General features: G+C 63.0%; 16 protein-coding genes and 1 pseudogene. 3 read left to right on the top strand and 14 right to left on the bottom strand.

What is annotated here, in order from left to right:
- Positions 1–243: 243 nt before the first annotated feature.
- From IOC82_RS07550 to IOC82_RS07520, 7 genes are all read right to left on the bottom strand, one after another.
- Entirely contained in the window at positions 244–954 is a 711-nt protein-coding gene (locus IOC82_RS07550) for a GntR family transcriptional regulator (protein ID WP_290545574.1), read from the bottom strand.
- A 23-nt stretch (positions 955–977) separates the two neighbouring features.
- Positions 978–2,252 (bottom strand): aspartate aminotransferase family protein, encoded by a 1,275-nt coding sequence (locus IOC82_RS07545; RefSeq protein WP_290545573.1) that lies wholly within the window; start codon positions 2,250–2,252, stop codon positions 978–980.
- Positions 2,249–3,310: an ABC transporter ATP-binding protein gene (locus IOC82_RS07540; protein ID WP_290545572.1), complete on the bottom strand. Its 1,062-nt coding sequence runs from the start codon at positions 3,308–3,310 to the stop codon at positions 2,249–2,251. Before IOC82_RS07540 ends, IOC82_RS07545 begins: the two co-directional genes overlap by 4 nt.
- A gap of 3 nt (positions 3,311–3,313) precedes the next feature.
- A complete protein-coding gene (locus tag IOC82_RS07535) occupies positions 3,314–4,102 on the bottom strand; it encodes an ABC transporter permease (RefSeq protein WP_290545571.1) in 789 nt (262 codons plus the stop codon).
- Positions 4,103–4,105: 3 nt separating this feature from the next.
- Positions 4,106–4,957, bottom strand: a complete 852-nt coding sequence (locus IOC82_RS07530; protein ID WP_290545570.1) for an ABC transporter permease — start codon at positions 4,955–4,957, stop codon at positions 4,106–4,108.
- Entirely contained in the window at positions 4,954–6,306 is a 1,353-nt protein-coding gene (locus IOC82_RS07525) for a cyclase family protein (RefSeq protein WP_290545569.1), read from the bottom strand. Before IOC82_RS07525 ends, IOC82_RS07530 begins: the two co-directional genes overlap by 4 nt.
- A gap of 86 nt (positions 6,307–6,392) precedes the next feature.
- Positions 6,393–7,508, bottom strand: a complete 1,116-nt coding sequence (locus tag IOC82_RS07520) for an extracellular solute-binding protein (RefSeq protein ID WP_290545568.1) — start codon at positions 7,506–7,508, stop codon at positions 6,393–6,395.
- A gap of 164 nt (positions 7,509–7,672) precedes the next feature.
- On the opposite strand from IOC82_RS07520, the gene IOC82_RS07515 reads away from it, so the two are divergent.
- Genes IOC82_RS07515 through IOC82_RS07505 form a run of 3 tightly spaced genes read left to right on the top strand, consistent with a single transcriptional unit; the run spans position 7,673 to position 10,544 of the window.
- A complete protein-coding gene (locus IOC82_RS07515) occupies positions 7,673–8,830 on the top strand; it encodes a pyridoxal phosphate-dependent aminotransferase (RefSeq protein WP_290545567.1) in 1,158 nt (385 codons plus the stop codon).
- A complete protein-coding gene (locus IOC82_RS07510; protein ID WP_290545566.1) occupies positions 8,830–10,164 on the top strand; it encodes an aldehyde dehydrogenase family protein in 1,335 nt (444 codons plus the stop codon). Before IOC82_RS07515 ends, IOC82_RS07510 begins: the two co-directional genes overlap by 1 nt.
- Positions 10,165–10,169: 5 nt before the next feature.
- On the top strand, positions 10,170–10,544 hold the full coding sequence (locus IOC82_RS07505) for a RidA family protein (protein WP_290545565.1): 375 nt from the start codon (positions 10,170–10,172) through the stop codon (positions 10,542–10,544).
- Here IOC82_RS07505 and IOC82_RS07500 read toward each other — a convergent pair.
- The 7 genes and pseudogenes from IOC82_RS07500 to IOC82_RS07470 all read right to left on the bottom strand — a co-directional run.
- Positions 10,528–12,537, bottom strand: a complete 2,010-nt coding sequence (locus IOC82_RS07500) for an aminotransferase class III-fold pyridoxal phosphate-dependent enzyme (RefSeq protein WP_290545564.1) — start codon at positions 12,535–12,537, stop codon at positions 10,528–10,530. The genes IOC82_RS07505 and IOC82_RS07500 overlap by 17 nt on opposite strands.
- 13 nt (positions 12,538–12,550) lie before the next feature.
- The gene (locus tag IOC82_RS07495; RefSeq protein WP_290545563.1) at positions 12,551–13,270 is read right to left on the bottom strand and encodes an amino acid ABC transporter ATP-binding protein; all 720 of its coding nucleotides are present in this window, start codon (positions 13,268–13,270) and stop codon (positions 12,551–12,553) included.
- Between the two features lie 19 nt (positions 13,271–13,289).
- Positions 13,290–13,940 carry an amino acid ABC transporter permease gene (locus IOC82_RS07490; protein WP_290545562.1) on the bottom strand — a complete coding sequence of 217 codons (651 nt, stop codon included), beginning with the start codon at positions 13,938–13,940 and terminating at the stop codon, positions 13,290–13,292.
- Positions 13,937–14,596 carry an amino acid ABC transporter permease gene (locus IOC82_RS07485; RefSeq protein WP_290545561.1) on the bottom strand — a complete coding sequence of 220 codons (660 nt, stop codon included), beginning with the start codon at positions 14,594–14,596 and terminating at the stop codon, positions 13,937–13,939. Before IOC82_RS07485 ends, IOC82_RS07490 begins: the two co-directional genes overlap by 4 nt.
- 77 nt (positions 14,597–14,673) lie before the next feature.
- Complete coding sequence (locus tag IOC82_RS07480) at positions 14,674–15,498, bottom strand: transporter substrate-binding domain-containing protein (protein ID WP_290545560.1); 825 nt, start codon at positions 15,496–15,498, stop codon at positions 14,674–14,676.
- 12 nt (positions 15,499–15,510) lie between these two features.
- Positions 15,511–16,980 (bottom strand): amidase, encoded by a 1,470-nt coding sequence (locus tag IOC82_RS07475; RefSeq protein WP_290545559.1) that lies wholly within the window; start codon positions 16,978–16,980, stop codon positions 15,511–15,513.
- 296 nt (positions 16,981–17,276) lie between these two features.
- Positions 17,277–17,576 (bottom strand): annotated as a pseudogene (locus IOC82_RS07470) (transposase); the annotation flags it as partial.

Here is a 17,576-nt window from a genome sequence, read left to right as displayed (position 1 = left end):
GACGCTCAGAACACGTTCACGCAGATCTTGAGAATAGGCAACTCCCATCGCAGGTCTCCATGCCGAATCAACATGAACACTGAATCACCAAACAGGCCCTAAGAAAATCCGCGATTCCGCTAAGCGTGAAAATGCTCTAGGGAAAGCGCGGCGCCCATGCCCCAGAAAAGAACATCCAACATTCGCCCCAGCGCCCCGCTGCAACACCGGAACGGATCAGGGGTCCCTGACGGGAGCGCAGTTTCATCTTTCCCCGTAGAGGGCTGCTGCCTTGTCCTTGTTCACGAGGATGTGTTCTTCCGTCTCACGCCTCGCGCTGTCGATCTGATTGCACTTCAGGTACGTGATGATGCGCTCATGATACTCGATCGAGCGGCGGGTCATGAGTGTCGCCTTCATGAGGCGATAGCGCACGGGCAAGGAAATCTCGTTGACATAAACCATAACCTCGCTGATCGGCCGGTTCTCTGTATAAGAGATAATCCGATCGTGGAAGACCTGGTTCTCAGCAAAATAGGATTCAATATCGCCGGCCCGGAAGTGACTCTCCATGGTCCGGTTGCTGGACTCGAGATCGGCAATCAACGGATCGAGCGGATGCCCTGCGAGTGATGCCATCACAAGTCCTTCGAGGCTTGCCCGGAGGTCGTAAAGATTCAGCACGTCTTCGACGGAATAGGTCCTCACTCTGAAACCCCGCCGCTCCTGATACTCGACCAAGCCGTTCTGCAGCAGCATGCGGAGGCTTTCGCGGATCGGACCGCGGCTGGACCCGATCTCCTTCTCGATGTCCTGCTCGCGCAGCGCCTGGCCGGGCGCGAACTCCCCCGTGATGATGCGCCACCGCAGTAAATGCAAAAGATGATTCGACAAGGTTGTGGGCAACACGGTCGGAGGGCCCGAGGCATTGGCCTTTCTCCCTTCTTCGCCCGGCGACTGGATCCGAACCACCATGGGTTTCCTCTATTACATTCCTCTCACGGTTCCGACCTGACTGCCTCGACGATCCTTGTCAATGCTGGGTTCAGAACCTTTGATTCGAGGTTTATCGGCGGTAGCAGCATGAGGCAATCGGATTGCCGCCCGCCCCCGTAGACGAGAAGATTCTCGCGCAGCAAGCGGCGCTGTAAATTGGCACTCCGGCTGCCATCGGGGAGGCCGTCGCGATGGAATTGGATCGCGGCCTGGGCTCCGGCAACGCGAACCGCAGCGATGCCGGGCAGGCCCAGAAGCGCTGCGAGCGCAGTTTCCATGGCGGGCGCGACCACGCTGCTCACATGAGACAGCAGATTGTCCCGAACAATGACGTCGATGGTGGCGACGGCCATGGCGCAGGCTGCCGGATTTCCCTGGAAGGTGCTGGTGTGCATGCCCGGAGGCCAAGCTTTCAGGAACCGCTCCCCTGCCGCAACCGCCGACAAGGGAAGCCCGGAGGAGAGACCTTTGCCCATGACAACCATGTCCGGCTCGATCCCGGAGTGCTGGAAACCAAACCAGCGGCCGGTGCGGCCGAAGCCGTTCCAGATTTCGTCAAGCACCAGAGGTACGTCATGACGCGAGGCGAGATCCCTAACTCCCCTGAGGAAGTCCACGTTGGGGCCGATCACACCCGATACAGCTTGGATCGCCTCGATGACCACGGCCGCTGGCAGGCCATTCTCCCGCCGGAGGGCTGACAGGCGCACATCGAGCGCTGCGAGGCAGGCTTCCGCCGAAGCCGGCGCTTCCGGATAGGGAAGGAAATCAACAAGGCTGTTCAGGGTTGAAAACGGCGCCCGGATTCGTTCGGAATGGGTGACGGAGAGGGCGCCGATGGTCCGGCCGTGATAGCCGCCCTCGAAGGCGATCAGCCGCCTCCGGCCGGTTGCGAACTGCGCGGCCTTGATTGCGGCCTCCATCGCCTCCGCGCCCGAATTGGCAAGGTGAAAGCAATGAAGGTGAGCGGGCAGCAATCCGCACAGGCGATGATAGAGTTCAGCGCGGAACACCGAGGGAAGCCGTGTGCCGGTGTGGAGGATGCCCGAGTTCATCACGTCGCGCAGCGCTGCGAGGTGGGCCGGATGCGCATGACCGAGATTGGTCGTGGCCGAGCCGCAGACGAGGTCAAGATAGCGCCGGCCATCCGCGTCGAGGAGCCAGGGTCCATCGCCCCGCACGAACACGGGCGGGTCCGGCACGAGGCGAAAGGTATTGCAAGCCGTGCTCTCGCAAGCCCGCGTGATGGAGAGTGCCGATGGCGGATCGAGCCTCATGAGGTTTGTGCCAGTACGGTAGCCGCAAGGTCGGGCACATGAACGCGCAGCTTTTCGCCGCCAGCGGGAACGGGCGCTCCGCGCGGACTCTCTGCCTCGATCCGCGAACCATCCGCCGCTCGCAGGTCAAGCCGAACAGACCCTCCGGCAAATACGGTATCCTCGACGGTGAATAAAGCACCTTCGGCAGATGGCATGATTGCTTCCGGCCGCACCGCAACGCTGACCCTGGAGCCTTGGGCGCGGGCCTCCGCCGCATGGGCCCTGATGCGCCCGAGCGATCCCGTCTCAACTTCAAGGGCTCGCCCATCGAAATTCCCTGCCCTGCCCTCCACCACATTGCAGCGGCCGATAAAGCGCGCGACGAATTCCGTCGCGGGGCGATCGTAGATCTCGCGCGGTGTGCCCGTCTGTTCGATGCGGCCGTCGCGCATCACGGCGATGCGGTCGCTCATGGTCAGCGCCTCTTCTTGGTCATGGGTGACGGCGATGAAGGTCAGTCCCACATCCCTGTGCATGCGCTTGAGTTCGCCTTGCAACTGGCGGCGCAGATTGGCGTCCAGCGCGCCAAGCGGCTCGTCCAGCAGGAGGACGCCTGGTTCGAGGATCAGCGCGCGCGCCAGCGCCACGCGCTGCCGTTGACCGCCCGACAGCTGCCCGGGAAAGCGCCCGCCATATTCGGCAAGCCCGATGCGCGACAGCCAGTCGGCAGAGGCCCTGTCGCGCTCGGCCCGCGCCAAGCCGCGCATCTTGAGCCCGTAGCCGATATTGTCACTGACACTTTTGTGCGGGAACAACGCATAATCCTGAAACATGATCGAGATGTCCCTGCGGTTCGGCAGCAGCGCCGTTACGTCGGCTTCTCCGACGCTGATCCGGCCCTGCGACACGCGCTCCAGACCGGCGATCATGCGCAGCAAAGTGGTCTTGCCACAACCCGAGGGACCAAGCAGCGTCAGGAACTCGCCGGGCGCAACGGAAAGATCGAGCGGTTTGACCGCCTCAACCTCGCCGAACTGCTTGCCGACAGCGCGAAGCTCCACCGATTTTGCACGCATGATCTACCTCACATCCTTGCGCATGAACAGCGCCTGCGCCGCGATGCCGAGCGTCATCGAAAACAGAAACACCATCGTACCCAGCGCATTGATCGTCGGGTCGAAACCCGTCACCAGCGTCGTCCAGATCTTGATCGGAAGGGTGATCGAGAAATTTGTGAGGAAATAAGCGATGACGAACTCGTCGAAGGCGAATGTAAAGGTCAGGATGAGGGTGGCCAGAAGCGCGAAGCGGCATGCGGGCAACACCACATCGGCGATGGCGCGGAGCGGCGAGGCGCCGAGAGCCCAGGCGGCCTCCTCGTGACTTTTCGGAATCTGGGCGATGCGGTTTCGCAGGTTGAGCACCGCGAGAGGCAGCACATAGAGAACCTGCCCGATCCACACCAGCCACAGCGAAGGCTGAATGCCAAGCTTAGCAAAATAGAGCCTGAGCGAAATGCCGACCAGCAGCAAGGGCACCGCAAGCGGAGCCAACACGAAGAGCGTGATCAGCATCTTGCCGGGAATGCGCGCATTGACCAGCGAATAGGCACAGGCGAAACCGATGGCAGTTGCCGTGACCGCTACGGCCGAGGCGAGAAGGACGCTGTTGAGGAAGCCTTCGCTATACTGTCCGTCAGTAAAGACCCGCACATACCACTCGGCCGTGCCATCGCTGAAGGGAAGCGTCTGAAAGCGGCTCGAGGAGAAAGAGAAGATCGCCATCACCACGATGGGCAGGTAGATAATTGCCACAACCGCTGCAAAGAGCAGGGCGAGAAGGCGAGTGCTCAGGGTTGCCGTTGTCATGGCCTATCCCTGCAGGCGAACGCTGCGCACGACCAGCAGAAGCGGGGTGCAGGCGGCGAGAATGAGCAACACCAGAATGGATGCGAAGGTCGCGGCCGTGGGCAGATCATAGGTGCCCTTGAGGACCGATAGCATCACCTGGGCCAAGACGGGCTTGAAGCCGCCGCCGAGCAGTGCCGGAACGGCATAGTCGCCCACCGCGATGATGAATGTCAGCACGGCGCCGATCATCCAGCCGGGCAAGCTCAGCGGCAGGATCACCTCGCGGAACGCACTCCACCCGCTTCCACCCAGAACGGTGTTGGCCTCGATGAGACGCCGGTCGATGGTAATCATCACCGAATAGATCATCAGGGTAATCAGCATGATGCTGAACAGCGAAAGACCGAATATCGAGGCTGCCATCGTATACAGGAAGCCGAGGGAGACGGTCAGCCCCGTGATCTCGCCCGCGAGCCAGGCAATGACGCCCGTGTCCGATAGCACGAGCTGCCAGGAAAAGGCGCGGATGGTGAAGCTCGTCCAGAACGGAGCAACAAGAACGAAGAGGCAGACCGCGCGCCAGGCAGGCGCCACGACGAAGGCTAGGAAGTAGGCGGCGGGAAAGGCGATCAGGCTGGAGACCACGACCACCGACAGGCCAAGGATCAGCGTGCGTGACAGCGCATCGACCAGGCGGGCCTCGGCGAAGAAGGTCCGGTAGTTGTCAAGCGTGAAGCCCTGATGCGCATCGCTGCTGAAGCTAAGGCCGATTGTGTAGAGAATCGGCACAGCGAAGAAGCCGGCCATCAGCAGGATTGCCGGAAGGATACCCGCCCAGGGGTTCGAGACGGGTGAGCCGGAGGCGGTCTTCATCGCGCCCAGGTTACGAACAGCGCCCGCATCATGGCGCCGTCGATACAGGTCGTCTTGAGAGGAATCGACATGAGCCACGTACGGTCGGAGCCGATCTTTCCAATATCGCGCAGGTCCTCCACAAACGGCACATTGCGATTGAACACCGCATGATGGGTGACGAACTCATGAACATAGACATGGCGCGACGGCATTTCCCGCGCGACATAGTCCTGCGGGAAATCGAGCACCAGCGCCTTGGGCTTCCGGTCAAGCAGCCACTCGGCGGCGGCGGGCTCGAGGTTTGGGGCCGCAAGATGCCACTGGCGGCTCTCGTAGCCCATCCGGTTGGTCAAGTCGGAGCGTAGCACCACCATGTCGCCCTCGCGGATCGCCCCGGCGCGCGCGGAGATGAGTTCCGGGGTGAAGCGCGTCGGCAGCGGAAGGCCAGAAAGGTCGATGATCTTCGCCTCGCCATTGAACACGTCCAGACCCTGGTTGGGCAATTGCTGGATGGTCAGGCCGTCGCGGCGCATGTGGCGGGGGGCATCGCAATGCGTGAATCCATGGCCTCGAATAGTGAAGTGAATGTCCTCGCTATCCTCGCCGTCGGCGAAGGAATGTCCGTCGTCCACATCGATGTACCAGCGCCAGTGGTTGAACAGTGGCGTTGAGACATCGAGCAGCTCCGGTTCGTCCGCCGGCCATTGCGTCCATGCGACAGGGCGCACAGGCGAAAGGGTCGCGCGGGGAATGGCAAGCGGCAGCGAGGCGAAGAATACTTCGTCCTGCTCGAGGGCAGGAAGATTCTCTGCATTCTCCGTCAGCAGCAGGCCATGGGCATGGAGCGCGCTGCGGAAATGCATGTTAGGGTTTGGAACATAGCCGTCGGACAGCGGCCGCCGCGGCGTGAGTTCATCGCAGGGAATGTCGGTGACGACATGGCGGAAGCCTGCGGCGGCAATCAAGGACGCGGCCAATGGATCGATCTGCGGCGCTGACCGCCAATAAGTAATGTGACTGTTTTTCACGCGCGCCGAATGCCCAGTGCGCAGGATGAGGATACGCCGCCGCGGGCCTGCCGCGGACTGCGCCAGCAGGGCCCTCACATGCTCCGCATTGACATGCGCTAGCCCTGAGACGTCCACGATCCGCGCCACCGCCGCGAAGCAGTCGAGAGGATAGTCATCAAGCCGGGCCGCGCCCCGTATCATCCAGCCTGGGGAGGACACGAAGGAGAAGCCCGGCCCGCGCCATTTCAACCCGAATTCCTGGAACTCGTCTCCACGTGCCGGATCCTGGCTGACGAAGGGATGGCTTTGCCAGTGGAAATGCGGCTCGATGAGAGCGGAACAGTCGATGATCGCCATGAAACACCCGTGAAGCGATGGCCAAACGAAAGAGAGGCTCCGGCGCCCGGTGTGGGCGCCGGAGCAGTCTTGGGCAATAGCCGAAGTCAGCTGTTCTTGAAGTTCTCCCAGGCCGCCAGCCACTCCTTGTCGTTGTCGGGCTTCTTGCGTGGGCTGAGATTGGCCATAAACACCTTGTCGAACTTGTCCAGGTCCGCGAGGTTCAAGAGTTCCCGCTTGTCGGCGGGAAGCACCTCGGCGGCCCTCCTGTTCGGCACCATGCTGTAATAGGTCTTGGCGACCGCCAGCTTGGACTGGAAAACGGGGCCAGTAATGTATTGCATGAACTTGACGGCATTCTCAGGGCGAGTCGTGTTCTTTGCGATGCAGGGCGCCTGGTCCCAGGTGACGCCGCCTTCCTTCGGCACCACCGCCTTGAAGGGCAGTCCGGAGTCATACATGCCCGCCTGCACCCACTCGCCCGCGATGGCGAGATCATAGCTGCCGCCGGCCATCGCCTGCTGCACCTGGCTGGTATTGCCTACCATTCCGACCTGCGGCCTCAGAGTCTTCATCGAGCCGGCGAGCTTGCCGAAAGCGGTGGCGTCGAGATCATAGGGGTTGGCGTTGCCGTTGTATTTTGAGATGCAGCCCATGTTCGGCAAGTACCAGTCGAACAGCGCCACCCGGCCCTTGACCTTCTCGTCGAACAGAAGCGCCCAGCTCGAGGCGTCCGCTTCGCTGAACTTCTCGTGATTGTAGGTGATGCCATAATAGCCGAAGCGGTTGACGATGGCGTAGCGCTTGCCGTCGACGATCGTCGGGCCCCAGCTGGCGATGATCGGAAAATAGTCCTGAAGTGGATAGTCTGCGTCATTCAGTTCCATCAGGATGCCATCCCGCGCCGCCTGCGGAATGAAGGCGGAGGTCGGCGTCATGATGTCGAATGTCCCGGGGGCTGAGGTCTTGACGAGTGCGACCATCTCCTCGTCGGAACCGTCATGGATCTTAAGATTGACCTTGATGCCCGTCTCCTTCTCGAAGGGTTCAAGCATGCCCGGCTCTTCATAGCCACCGAAAGCCAGTACGTTGACCTCTCCCGCCGCATGGGCGCGCGGGACCCAGAGCCACGGCGTGGCGAGCGCCGTTCCTGCTCCAGCGGCCGCCTTGAGGACGCTGCGCCTATGAAGGCGCACTGAGTCCAATCGAATGATACCCGTCATCTCTTCCTCCCTTGTGGAAGCGGCGCTGCTGCCGCTCTGATAACATTAGAACAACTCTTCATGTCTATTGTCAACAATTGACAGGAAACACCGCGCACGTTTATTGTGCACGTGCGCAGCGTCGCTTGACGCAGCCGTCCGCGAAACGAAGACGTGAAACTGATATGACGAATGCAGACCTGCTCAAGACAGCCATTCACGCGCCTTCTTCCGGCTTCGGCGTGTCGGTGCGCCTATCTCCCACCCTATCGCTCGCGGAGGAAATAGACAGGGCACGCAGCGAGGGGCAATCCGTCCTCTCGCTCAGTACGCCGACTTTTCCCGAGATCACGGAGGCCAATGCGCTCGACTTTCCTTTCAGCAACAAGCTCACACCTGCCGAAGGCCTCGCCCCACTTCGCAACGCAGCCCGGGAGCGGTTCTTCGGCCGGTGGGCCCTACCTGATCATCACCTTTTCATCAGCGCCGGCGCCAAGATCGCGGAGTTCGCGGCCATGCGCGCCCTTCTGCCAGAGCAATCAACCGTCCTGATCGTCGGACCGGCGTGGCCCAGCTATGACGACATTGTGCGGATGGCGGGCCACCGCCCAGTCATGCTGCAACTGGATTCCGCGGACAACTTCACTATCAGGTCGGGCGCGGTGGCCGAGGCTTTCGCGGCAACCGGTGCAGCGGCCATGATCCTGTCGAACCCATGCAACCCGACCGGACGGGTGCATACGGGGGAGGAACTGGCCATCCTGCTGGACCAAGCCGAAGGCCACGGGGCGTTCCTCATGGTGGATGAAAGCTTCTCCAACGTAATGTTCGATTCCACCGCTTGGCGGGGCGCCGTGACACGGCCATCGGAACTTCTGCTACTCTTCAATTCCTTCTCCAAGAACTATCACCTGCAGGGTCTGCGCGTCGGCGTTTGCATGGCGCATGAACGGGTCTACAAGCAGGTCGTCGCCGCGCATCAGACGCTGATGAGTTCCGCGCCGAGCCTCAGCCAGGCTGCCGCACTCGCGACACTGCGCCATATGGAAAGCATTCCGGCGTCGAGCCACTACCGCGCCGCGCGGGCCATCGCGATCGAGATCGTCGAGAGGAACGGCTGGCGGTGCTCGCCGAACCAAGGCACCTTCTACATCTTCCCGAAGCTGCCGCAAGCCGAGCAGACGCTCGCCCGCATGCGGGCCGAGGGGCTCTTCCCGCTTCGCGGCGACGCCTTCGGCGCGCGTTACGGTGACCATTTCCGCTTCTGCTTTGGCCGCCCCGAGGAAGAGATGGTGGAAATCCGCCGCCGCCTCGCGCGTGCCGGCCTTCTGGGGCAGCGCTGATGCCGGAGGTGATTTCGCCCAATTCGGGCCTGCCGGCCGGCGCCTGGTCGCCGACGCCGGAGGCGGAGATCACGGCCCGTCTCGCATCCCTGCCCCGTGGCCTCGCAATCCTGGCAGACGCAAAGGAAAGGCGCCAGAGGCTGGAAAGCCTGGCAAAGGTGATCGCTGCCGAGAAGGATGAGTTTGCTTCGCTGATCGTCGCGGAAGTTGGCAAGACTCCCGCCGAAGCGGCCGACGAGTTCGATTACGCCATCAGTTTCATCACCTTCGCGGCGCAGTCGGCGGACACGCTGGAGTCACTGTCGGAGCGACGGGGGGAACGCGTCATAAAGGCCGTGCCTGCAGGCCCTGCCCTGCTGATTACCCCGTTCAACGATCCTCTTGCCGGAATCACCCGCAAGATCGCCCCGGCACTGGCCTGCGGCTGCCCGGCGATCGTCAAACCATCCTCGCTGGCGCACCTCACCGCTGCAAAGCTGTTCGCGTGCATCGACAAGGCCGGGCTGGGCGATGTGCTCGGCCTCGCCAACCACACAGACCGCGCCGTACTCGACCGGCTCATACGCGATCCAGTATTCCGTGTCCTGAGCTTCACCGGGTCGACCGCCACCGGGACCGCACTCGCCACGGCCGCCGCCGGAAGCCTCAAGCGCCTTGTCCTCGAACTGGGCGGCAACAATCCGTTTCTGGTCATCGATGGGGCGGACGTACCACAGGCCGCGGCCGATGCGGTGGCCCGCAAACTGCGCGCCGCCGGACAGGCCTGCTCGGCGCAGAACCGGATCTATGTGGTCGACAGCCTTCATGCTGCATTCCGGGATGCCTTGTTCGCGCGCTTGTCGCAGGTCACCTACGGCGCATCAGACTCGGGCGTCGTCATGGGACCGGTACGCACCCTCCAGGCGGTGGAGGCGCTTCGCGCACTGGCCGCTGAGAGCGGACGGTCCGGCGCGGTGCACAGCTTCGGGACGCCCCGCTCCGCAGAGGCGGCCTGCGCCTTTCCGCCTACAGTCGTGGAGAACGATACCGCGCTCCGCAGCCACGAAGCCTTCGGGCCCCTAATGTCGGTCACATCCGTGCCTGACCGGGCATCGGCCTTCGCGATCGCGGCAGGGGAAACACAAGCACTTGCCTGCTACGTCTATGGCGATCCGCGCCCGGAGGAGATCGCCATGCTGCGGTTCGGCTCGGTCGGCATCAACACCACCCGGATCCAAGGACCCGATGTACCGACTGGAGGATTCGGTACGGCGGGCATCGGCCGCGAAGGCGGGCGTTGGGGCCTGGAGGAGTTCATCACCACCGTGAACCAGCGGTGGGCTAAAGCGGAGTGAAACACGTGAGAGAATTGATCGTCACCGCCAACGCGCCCGCGTCCAGCTCCCCGGTCTCGGTTGCAACACGGGGCAACGGGATGGTTTTCGTCTCCGGGCAGATGCCGCGCGACCCCGCCAGCGGCCGCATCGTGGAAGGCGGAGAGGCGCAGGCGCGGCTGTCGATGCAGCATTGCCTCGAGATCCTGAAGTCGGCGGGCTCAGGACCTTCGAAGGTCATGATGACCTGGGTCTATGTCACCGACCTGTCAATCAAGCCCGCCATCAACATGGTCTTCCGCGAAACCTTTGGCGATCAGCCGCCGGCGCGCAATCTCGTCGAGGTGCGCGACATCGGCGAGGGCGCACTGGTCGAGATCTCCCTCATCGCGCTCGCCTGAAGGCAAGCGCCAGAATGTCCACGGCCCGATCGATCTCGCTGTCGCTCACGGTGAGCGGCGGCACGAGGCCGATGACATGGCCATGTGTGCCGCATTCCCAGGTGATCAGACCGTTGGCCAGCGCCGAGGCGCGGATTGCCCACGTCAGCGCCTGATCAGGATCGCCCGCGGCATCGGTGACGGCCACGCCAATCATCGCGCCCGTGCCGGAGATGCCGCCGAAGCCCGGCAGATGTGCAGCCTCCGCCTCGATCGCCGCGCGCATGCGCTCTCCGGCGGCCAGCGCCCGCGCCGGATAGCCATGAGCGAGGAGCTCTTCCAGGACAGCCAGTGATGCTGCTGCAGACAAGGGATGCATCTGGAAGGTTGAGGACTGCACCCCAGGCCTCCAGCCCTGCAATATGTCCCGGCGGCCTGCGAGAATGGCGCCGGGAATGCCGCCGCTCGCCGCCTTTCCGAGCACGAGCAGGTCAGGAACGATGCCGGTCGATGAGGCTTCGCCGCTCGACTCAAAGCCGAACAGGCGCCCCGTGCGGCCATAGCCGGTGAACACCTCATCCATGATCAGCAGTGTTCCTGCCGCTTCCGTGGCCTGGCGAACAGAGCGGAGCCATCCCGGTGCGGGAACACGCATGCCGGCCGTCGCCTGCACCGGTTCCGCGATCACCGCCGCAACATCGCCACGCGCCAGTTCCTCGCCGAGCCGCACCGTCAGCTGGCCGATGTCCTCAGGCGTCAGGGGATAGGGCAGATGAGTGGTGTCCGGTACGAGTGTCCCCAGCACGGCATTGCTGCCCCTTGCATGTGAGAGCGCGAGCGAGCCAAGCGTTCTGCCATGATAGGCCCCCTCGAAGGAGATGAAGCGGCGGCGCCCGGTTGCGTGGATCGCCGCCTTGAGTGCGGCCTCCACCGCTTCCGTGCCGTTGGTCACGGGATGAAAGACACCGAGTTCCGGCGGCAACACGGAGGCCAGCCGCTCCATCAGCCTGATCTGCACCGGCGCATGAAAATGCGGCCCCAGATGGGTGACACCGGAGTCGAGTTGTTCACGGATCGAGCGCATCACGGCGGGGTGGCTGTGGCCAAGCACCGTCGTGCCGGAACCGCAGGCGAAATCGAGATAATGCCTGCCCTCCGTATCGGTCAGCCAGGTTCCAGAACCTGCCGCGAACAGCGGCGGCGTTCTGCTGAGGGCGAAGGATTTCGTGCCGCTCGAAAGATGCCGTCCTAGCGACTGATGCAGGCGATGCGTCTTACCTGCCGCCGCTGGCACCGTGAACAGCCGTCCTAGCCCAGGCTTGCAGGGCTCGATGCCCGCAAGGCGGCAGGCATGCCAAACCAGTGCTGCCGTGGCCGGCACAGCCGGCTTTCCGGCCGCCGATTCGAGGCCTGGCAACATGCCGGCTGTGCGGATGCCGCAACCGAACAGGGCGATGGCCTCTGCCTCTCCACGGTCTGCCTTGCGGGCCAGATCGCCCCACACGCGCGCGTCCTGCGAGGCGATCTCATGCTCATCCGAGAGGCTTTGGCGTTCGATGGCCACGACGTCGAAGCCGTGCGCCTCGAGAAAGGCGACGCCCGCATCCGTCACTTCCCGGTCATAGGGAGAGGTAACCGCGATGCGCCGGGCGTTGATGTGCCTCAGCGCGGCCACCATGGCGGTGGCGGGCGTTGTGGCGTGTGGGGCGCCAGCGGCCTCGGCCAGGGCCGCGGCCTGCGCTTCATCGCCGCCGGGGCCCTTGATGAAGGAACCCGCATGATCGCCCAGCGCCACGACATCGGGCCGCACGGGCCGCATGAGCCGGGCCGCCGCGATCATCGGCCCGAGTTCCGCGGAGGCAAGAAAAGTTTCCCGGTCAAGGCCGTGCCCCTCCAGGGTTCCGGGATAGCGTGTGGTGAGCCAGGAGACGCCGGGCGGCAGATAGGCCCAGAACTCATCGTCGTTCAGCCCGTCATTGGGCCAGATGAAAGCGATCCGTTGCGGCCTCTTCACTCTCAGCTCCTCCTCAGTGCCCTAGGATGTTGTCGAGGAACTGCCGCAGCCGGGGATGCGACGGATTGTCGAAAAACTCACGCGGCGGCGCACCCGCAACGATACGGCCCTTGTCCATGAAGACGATGCGGTCGGCGGCACGCCGCGCGAAACCCATTTCGTGGGTCACCACAATCATGCTCATGCCCTGCTGGCCCAGTTCGAGCATCACGTCGAGCACCTCCTTGATCATCTCGGGGTCGAGTGCGGATGTGGGCTCGTCGAACAGCATAAGCACGGGCTCCATCGCCAGCGCACGCGCAATGGCCACGCGCTGCTGCTGTCCGCCCGAGAGCTGCGATGGAAGCTTGTGGGCCTGGTCGGCAAGCTTCACCCGCTCGAGCAGCGCAATGGCCCTGTCCGCAGCTTCCGCGCGCCCCATGCCCTTCAGGCGCCGAGGGCCAATGGTGATGTTGTCAATCACCGGAAGATGCGGAAACAGGTTGAACTGCTGGAACACCATGCCGACCCGCCGCCTGAGCGCGATCAGTTCAGCGCCGCCCGCTCCCACCTTCTGGCCCTCGATGGTGACCAAGCCGGATTCCGGCTCCTCGAGACGGTTGATGCAACGGATGAGCGTGGACTTTCCGGAACCAGACGGTCCGCAGACGACGAGCTTCTCTCCGCGGCGCAGGTCGAGGTCGACGGCGTCCAGTGCCTTGAATGCCCCATAGCTCTTGGTGATGCCTCTCATGACAAGAAGCGCATTCGGATCAGTGTGCAAGGCGGCGCTCCAGGGCTCTCGACAGAGCGGACAGGCATCCCACGATGACGAGGTAGAGGATCGCCATCTGGATGATCACTTCGGCCACAATGAAGGTTTCGAAGATCAATCCGTGGCCGACGTGACTGATCTCGTTCACTGAAATGACCGAAAGCAGGGCCGATGCCTTGATCACATTCGCGAGCTCGTTGGTGAGCGGCGGGAGGATGCGTTTCAGCGCCTGCGGAAACAGGATTTCGAGATAGGCCCGCCAGACCGAAAACCCGAGTGCCAGGGCAGCCTCCTTTTGGCCGCGGCCAAGACTCTCGATGGATGAGCGTACGATGTCGACGGCATAGACCGCACCCACCACCGTCAGCGCGGCAACCCCCGTCCAGAAGCCGTTGAAGGTAAGGCCGATTGCCGGAAGCGCAAAATAAACAAAGGCGATGACCACCAGGGGCGGAACACCGCGCACGGCCTCGACCAGCACAGAGACCGCGAAACGCGCCGGCCATGGCCCGATCATGCGGGCGATGGCGAGCGGCGGCGCGATCACGCAGGCGAAGGCCAGTGAAAGCACGCTGATTTCCACCGTAACGACCGCTGCCTTGAGCAAGGGCGGCATCACCTCAAGAAACGACGTCAAGCTCACGCTCATCGCTGCTCCGCCAGCCCGCCGGACGCCGAGAAGCGCTTCTCGATGCGCCGGGCGATCATGACGAGCGTGTAGACGAAAACGAAGTACCAGAAGCCTTCGACGATGAGGACTTCGACGAAGCGGAAATTGGCCGAAATGATAGCCTCTGATGCCTTGTGCAACTCATAGAGCGTGATGACCGAGAGGACGGAGGACGCCTTGATGAGTTGCGAGAGTTCGTTCATCACCGGCCCCGCCATTCGGCGTGCCGCCTGAGGCAGGATGAAGGTCAGAAGCGACTGCGAACGGTTGAACCCGATCGCCGCCGCGGCCTCCCACTGGCCCCGCGACACGGAATTGACGCCTGCGCGGGCAATTTCGATCTGATAGCCCGCTGAATTGAACACCAGCGCCAGCACACCCATCCAGAACAGCGGGAGCTTCAGCCCGGTCATAGGAAGTAGGAAATAGACGGCGAAGATCTGGATCAGGATTGGCGTGCCGCGCACCACGAACACGTAGAGATCGAGAATGCGGGCTGCAAGAGACTGGTCCCTCAGCGTGGCCCGCAGCGTGCCGAGACCGAGGCCGATCGGCGTTGCGATCAGCAGCGCCGTCAGAGACAGAGCAATGGTCAGTCCCAGTGGCGGGATAAGCCGCACCAGGACATCGAACATGAATACCGGATCCATCTCTCTGCTCGCTGATCAGCCAGTCCCCGCCGCATGGCGGCGGCGGGGCAAAGATACTGATCTTACCAGGCCGGAGCCTTGTCCGGCAGGGCCTCGACGAAGGACTGGCCGAACCATTTCATCTGAAGGTCCTTGAGCAGGCCATTCTTCTTCGATTCGAGGATGAAGGCGTCGAAGGCCGCGCGCAGGTCTTCGTCTTCCTTGCGGAAGGCCGCCGCCGTCCACTCGCCGCCGAACTTGCCGTCGCAGTTCCACGACATGGCCTTGAGATCGGGGTTAGCCTTCTGGCCTTCCAGAAGCGATACGATGGTGGAGGCATAGCCCGCGATGCGGCCGGACTTCATGGCCTCATAGGCAAGCGCGTCGTTGTCGAAGGTCTGGATCTCGCCGTCGAAGGCGATGCCCGCGGCCGCGGCGCAGTCCTGCAGCATCTTGATCTGCGGCGTGCCGGTGCCGGCGGCGACGGCCTTGCCGTCGAGGCCCTTGAAGTCGGCGGGCCCGCCCTCCTTCTTCATCATGAGGCCGGATGCGGCATCCATATAGGGTACCGAGAAATTGACCTTCTCGAAGCGCTTCTGCGTAGCGGTCATGCCGCCCTGGATCATGTCGAAGTCGCCATTGTAGAGCGACTGGATCACAGTGGACCAGTTGGTGTCGACGGGCACGGCCTTGACGCCGAGCGACTTGGCGAAGGCATCGGCCAGGTCGATGTCATAGCCGACGATGTTGTTGTTTTCGTCGCGGAACTCGAAAGGCCTGTACTGCGCTTCGAGACCATATTTGATTTCACCCTTGGCCTTGATATCGTCGAGCTTTCCGGCCGAGGCCGGAGCGGCGATCGATAGCGCCAGGCCGGCGGCGATCGCGAGTGACCATAGCAACTTCATCTTTCACTCCCTTCAGGGGTTACGTTCATTGTGTCCCAGACTTCTTGCTTGTTCTTCGATCCGGCCGAAGTCTGGCCGCGGCCGGCGAAGCTCGTCATCCTGCTCGAACAGCGCCTCGAGCGTCACCGCGGCATCCGCGAGGAACGCATCATGATGCAGGCGCCCGACGATCTGGATGCCGAAGGGAAGGCCGTCACTGCCCTTGCCGCAGGGAATGACCACTGCGGGGTTGCCCATCAGCGTCACACCATAGGCAATCGCCTCCCAGCGCAGGTAGTTCGCCATCTTCTGGCCGTTGATTTCTTTCGGCCACTCCGCCTCGTGCAGGAAAGGCGATACTGAGGCGGCCGGGGTCACGAGCAGATCCCAGTCCTCGAAGAAGGCCTGGCTGCGGCGATGGATCCGGGAATGTTCGCCGATTGCCCAGGCGACCTCGCCAATCCCCACCTTCAGCCCGCGTTCGACCTCGAACTGCACGTTGGGCGCCAGAGCGCTCTTATCCCGGTCGTAAATCTCCTTGAAGTCATGGACAAACTCGAGGCTGCGCATCGCCGCCAGAACCCTGTCGACAGTGGCAAGATCGGGGCACGCGTCGCCGATGGTCCGGAAACAGTCACCAAAGCGCGCAAGCTTGGCGCGGAAGTCACGCCGCACGCCATTATCCACCGGGGCAAAGCCGAGATCCTCCGAGACCGCGACCATCAGCCTCGAAAGGTCCACGGGCCGCGCGGTCCCGTCCCATTTCGGATCACGCGCGAAGCTCAGCGGATCGAAGCTTTCCTGGCTCGCCATGGCGGCAAGCAGCAGGCGCGCGTCCTTCGCCTCCCGTCCCATCGGCCCCTCGACGTTGAAGGGCGAGAAGCCAAAGGCGCGGCGCTCATTGGCGACTGTTCCCGCCGAGGGTCGAATTCCCGTGATGCCGTTGAAGGACGCCGGGGTGCGCAGGCTGCCTGCGAAGTCTGAGCCCATGGCAAGGGGAACCAGTCCCGCCGCCAGCGCAACCGCCGTTCCTCCTGACGAGCCCGCCGACGTGTAGCGCACGTCATGCGGATTACACGTCGTCCCCCATAAAGGATTGGAGCTCGTCGCGCCAAAGCCGAGCTCGGGAATATTGGTTTTGCCGGCAACGATGGCGCCCTGGCGCTTCAGCCTTGCCACGATGAACTCGTCTTCCGGCGGGACATTCGTCTTGTAGAGATGCGAGCCATAGGTCGTGGCGAGGCCCGCCACATCGTTCATGTCCTTGATGCCGATCGGCAGCCCGTGCAAGGGGCCTAGTTCGTCACCCCGCATCACCGCCTCTTCCGCTGCCCGGGCTTCGCGGAGCGCCTGCTCAGGACGCATGTCGCAGAAGGCCACCAGCAGCGGATTGAGCCTTTCGATCCGCTCCAGGCAATGGCGCATCAATTCGACCGGCGAGAGCTTGCGGGCTCCGATGAGCCGTCGGAGTTCAATGGCCGAGAGTTCATGAATTTCAGACATGACCTTCAGATTGTTTAAACGCCGGTCGATTGTTGATTGTTAACAATTCGGATGTCAAGAGGAAAGCGCTTAAGGCCACTGTATCAACCCATCCGGCAGCTGCAGGGGTCGCGTGGATCAGCGATTCAGCGAAATCCAGGCTGGGTCAGCGAGTATGGTGATGGGAACGGCGGCGATCCGTCCGGAGACCATCAGGCCGGCTCGGGGATTCGCTGGCCCGCATGACTGGTGCATCCAGTGATAGTGTCCCACGGCGTGGTGTAAGAGCGCCGGCCTTCGAAGAGGTCCGAGCTTGATCAGGCGGCCATGGCGGGCAGCCTGACGTTTGTATTCCCGGTGATGCGGGCGAGCGTTTCAAGTGACATGTAAGGCCGGGCCACGGCCCATTCGTCATTGGTCTCCAGCATTCAGTGCGCCGGCCAGCCGGACGATGGCCTCGTCGTTGGGAAAGATGCCGATGACGTCGGCTCGCCGCTTCACCTCGCGGTTCACCCGCTCAAGCGGGTTTGCCGACGCGATCTGTGGCCAGTGCTCGCGTGGGAAGGACATGCAGGCCAGCACATCGTCGCGGGAGGCGTCCATCAGGGCGCCGGGCT

The organism is Aestuariivirga sp., assembly GCF_020252395.1.
GTDB lineage: Bacteria > Pseudomonadota > Alphaproteobacteria > Rhizobiales > Aestuariivirgaceae > Aestuariivirga.
Note: the sequence above shows the minus strand (reverse complement) of the source record. Positions and strands in the feature narration are given on the sequence as shown.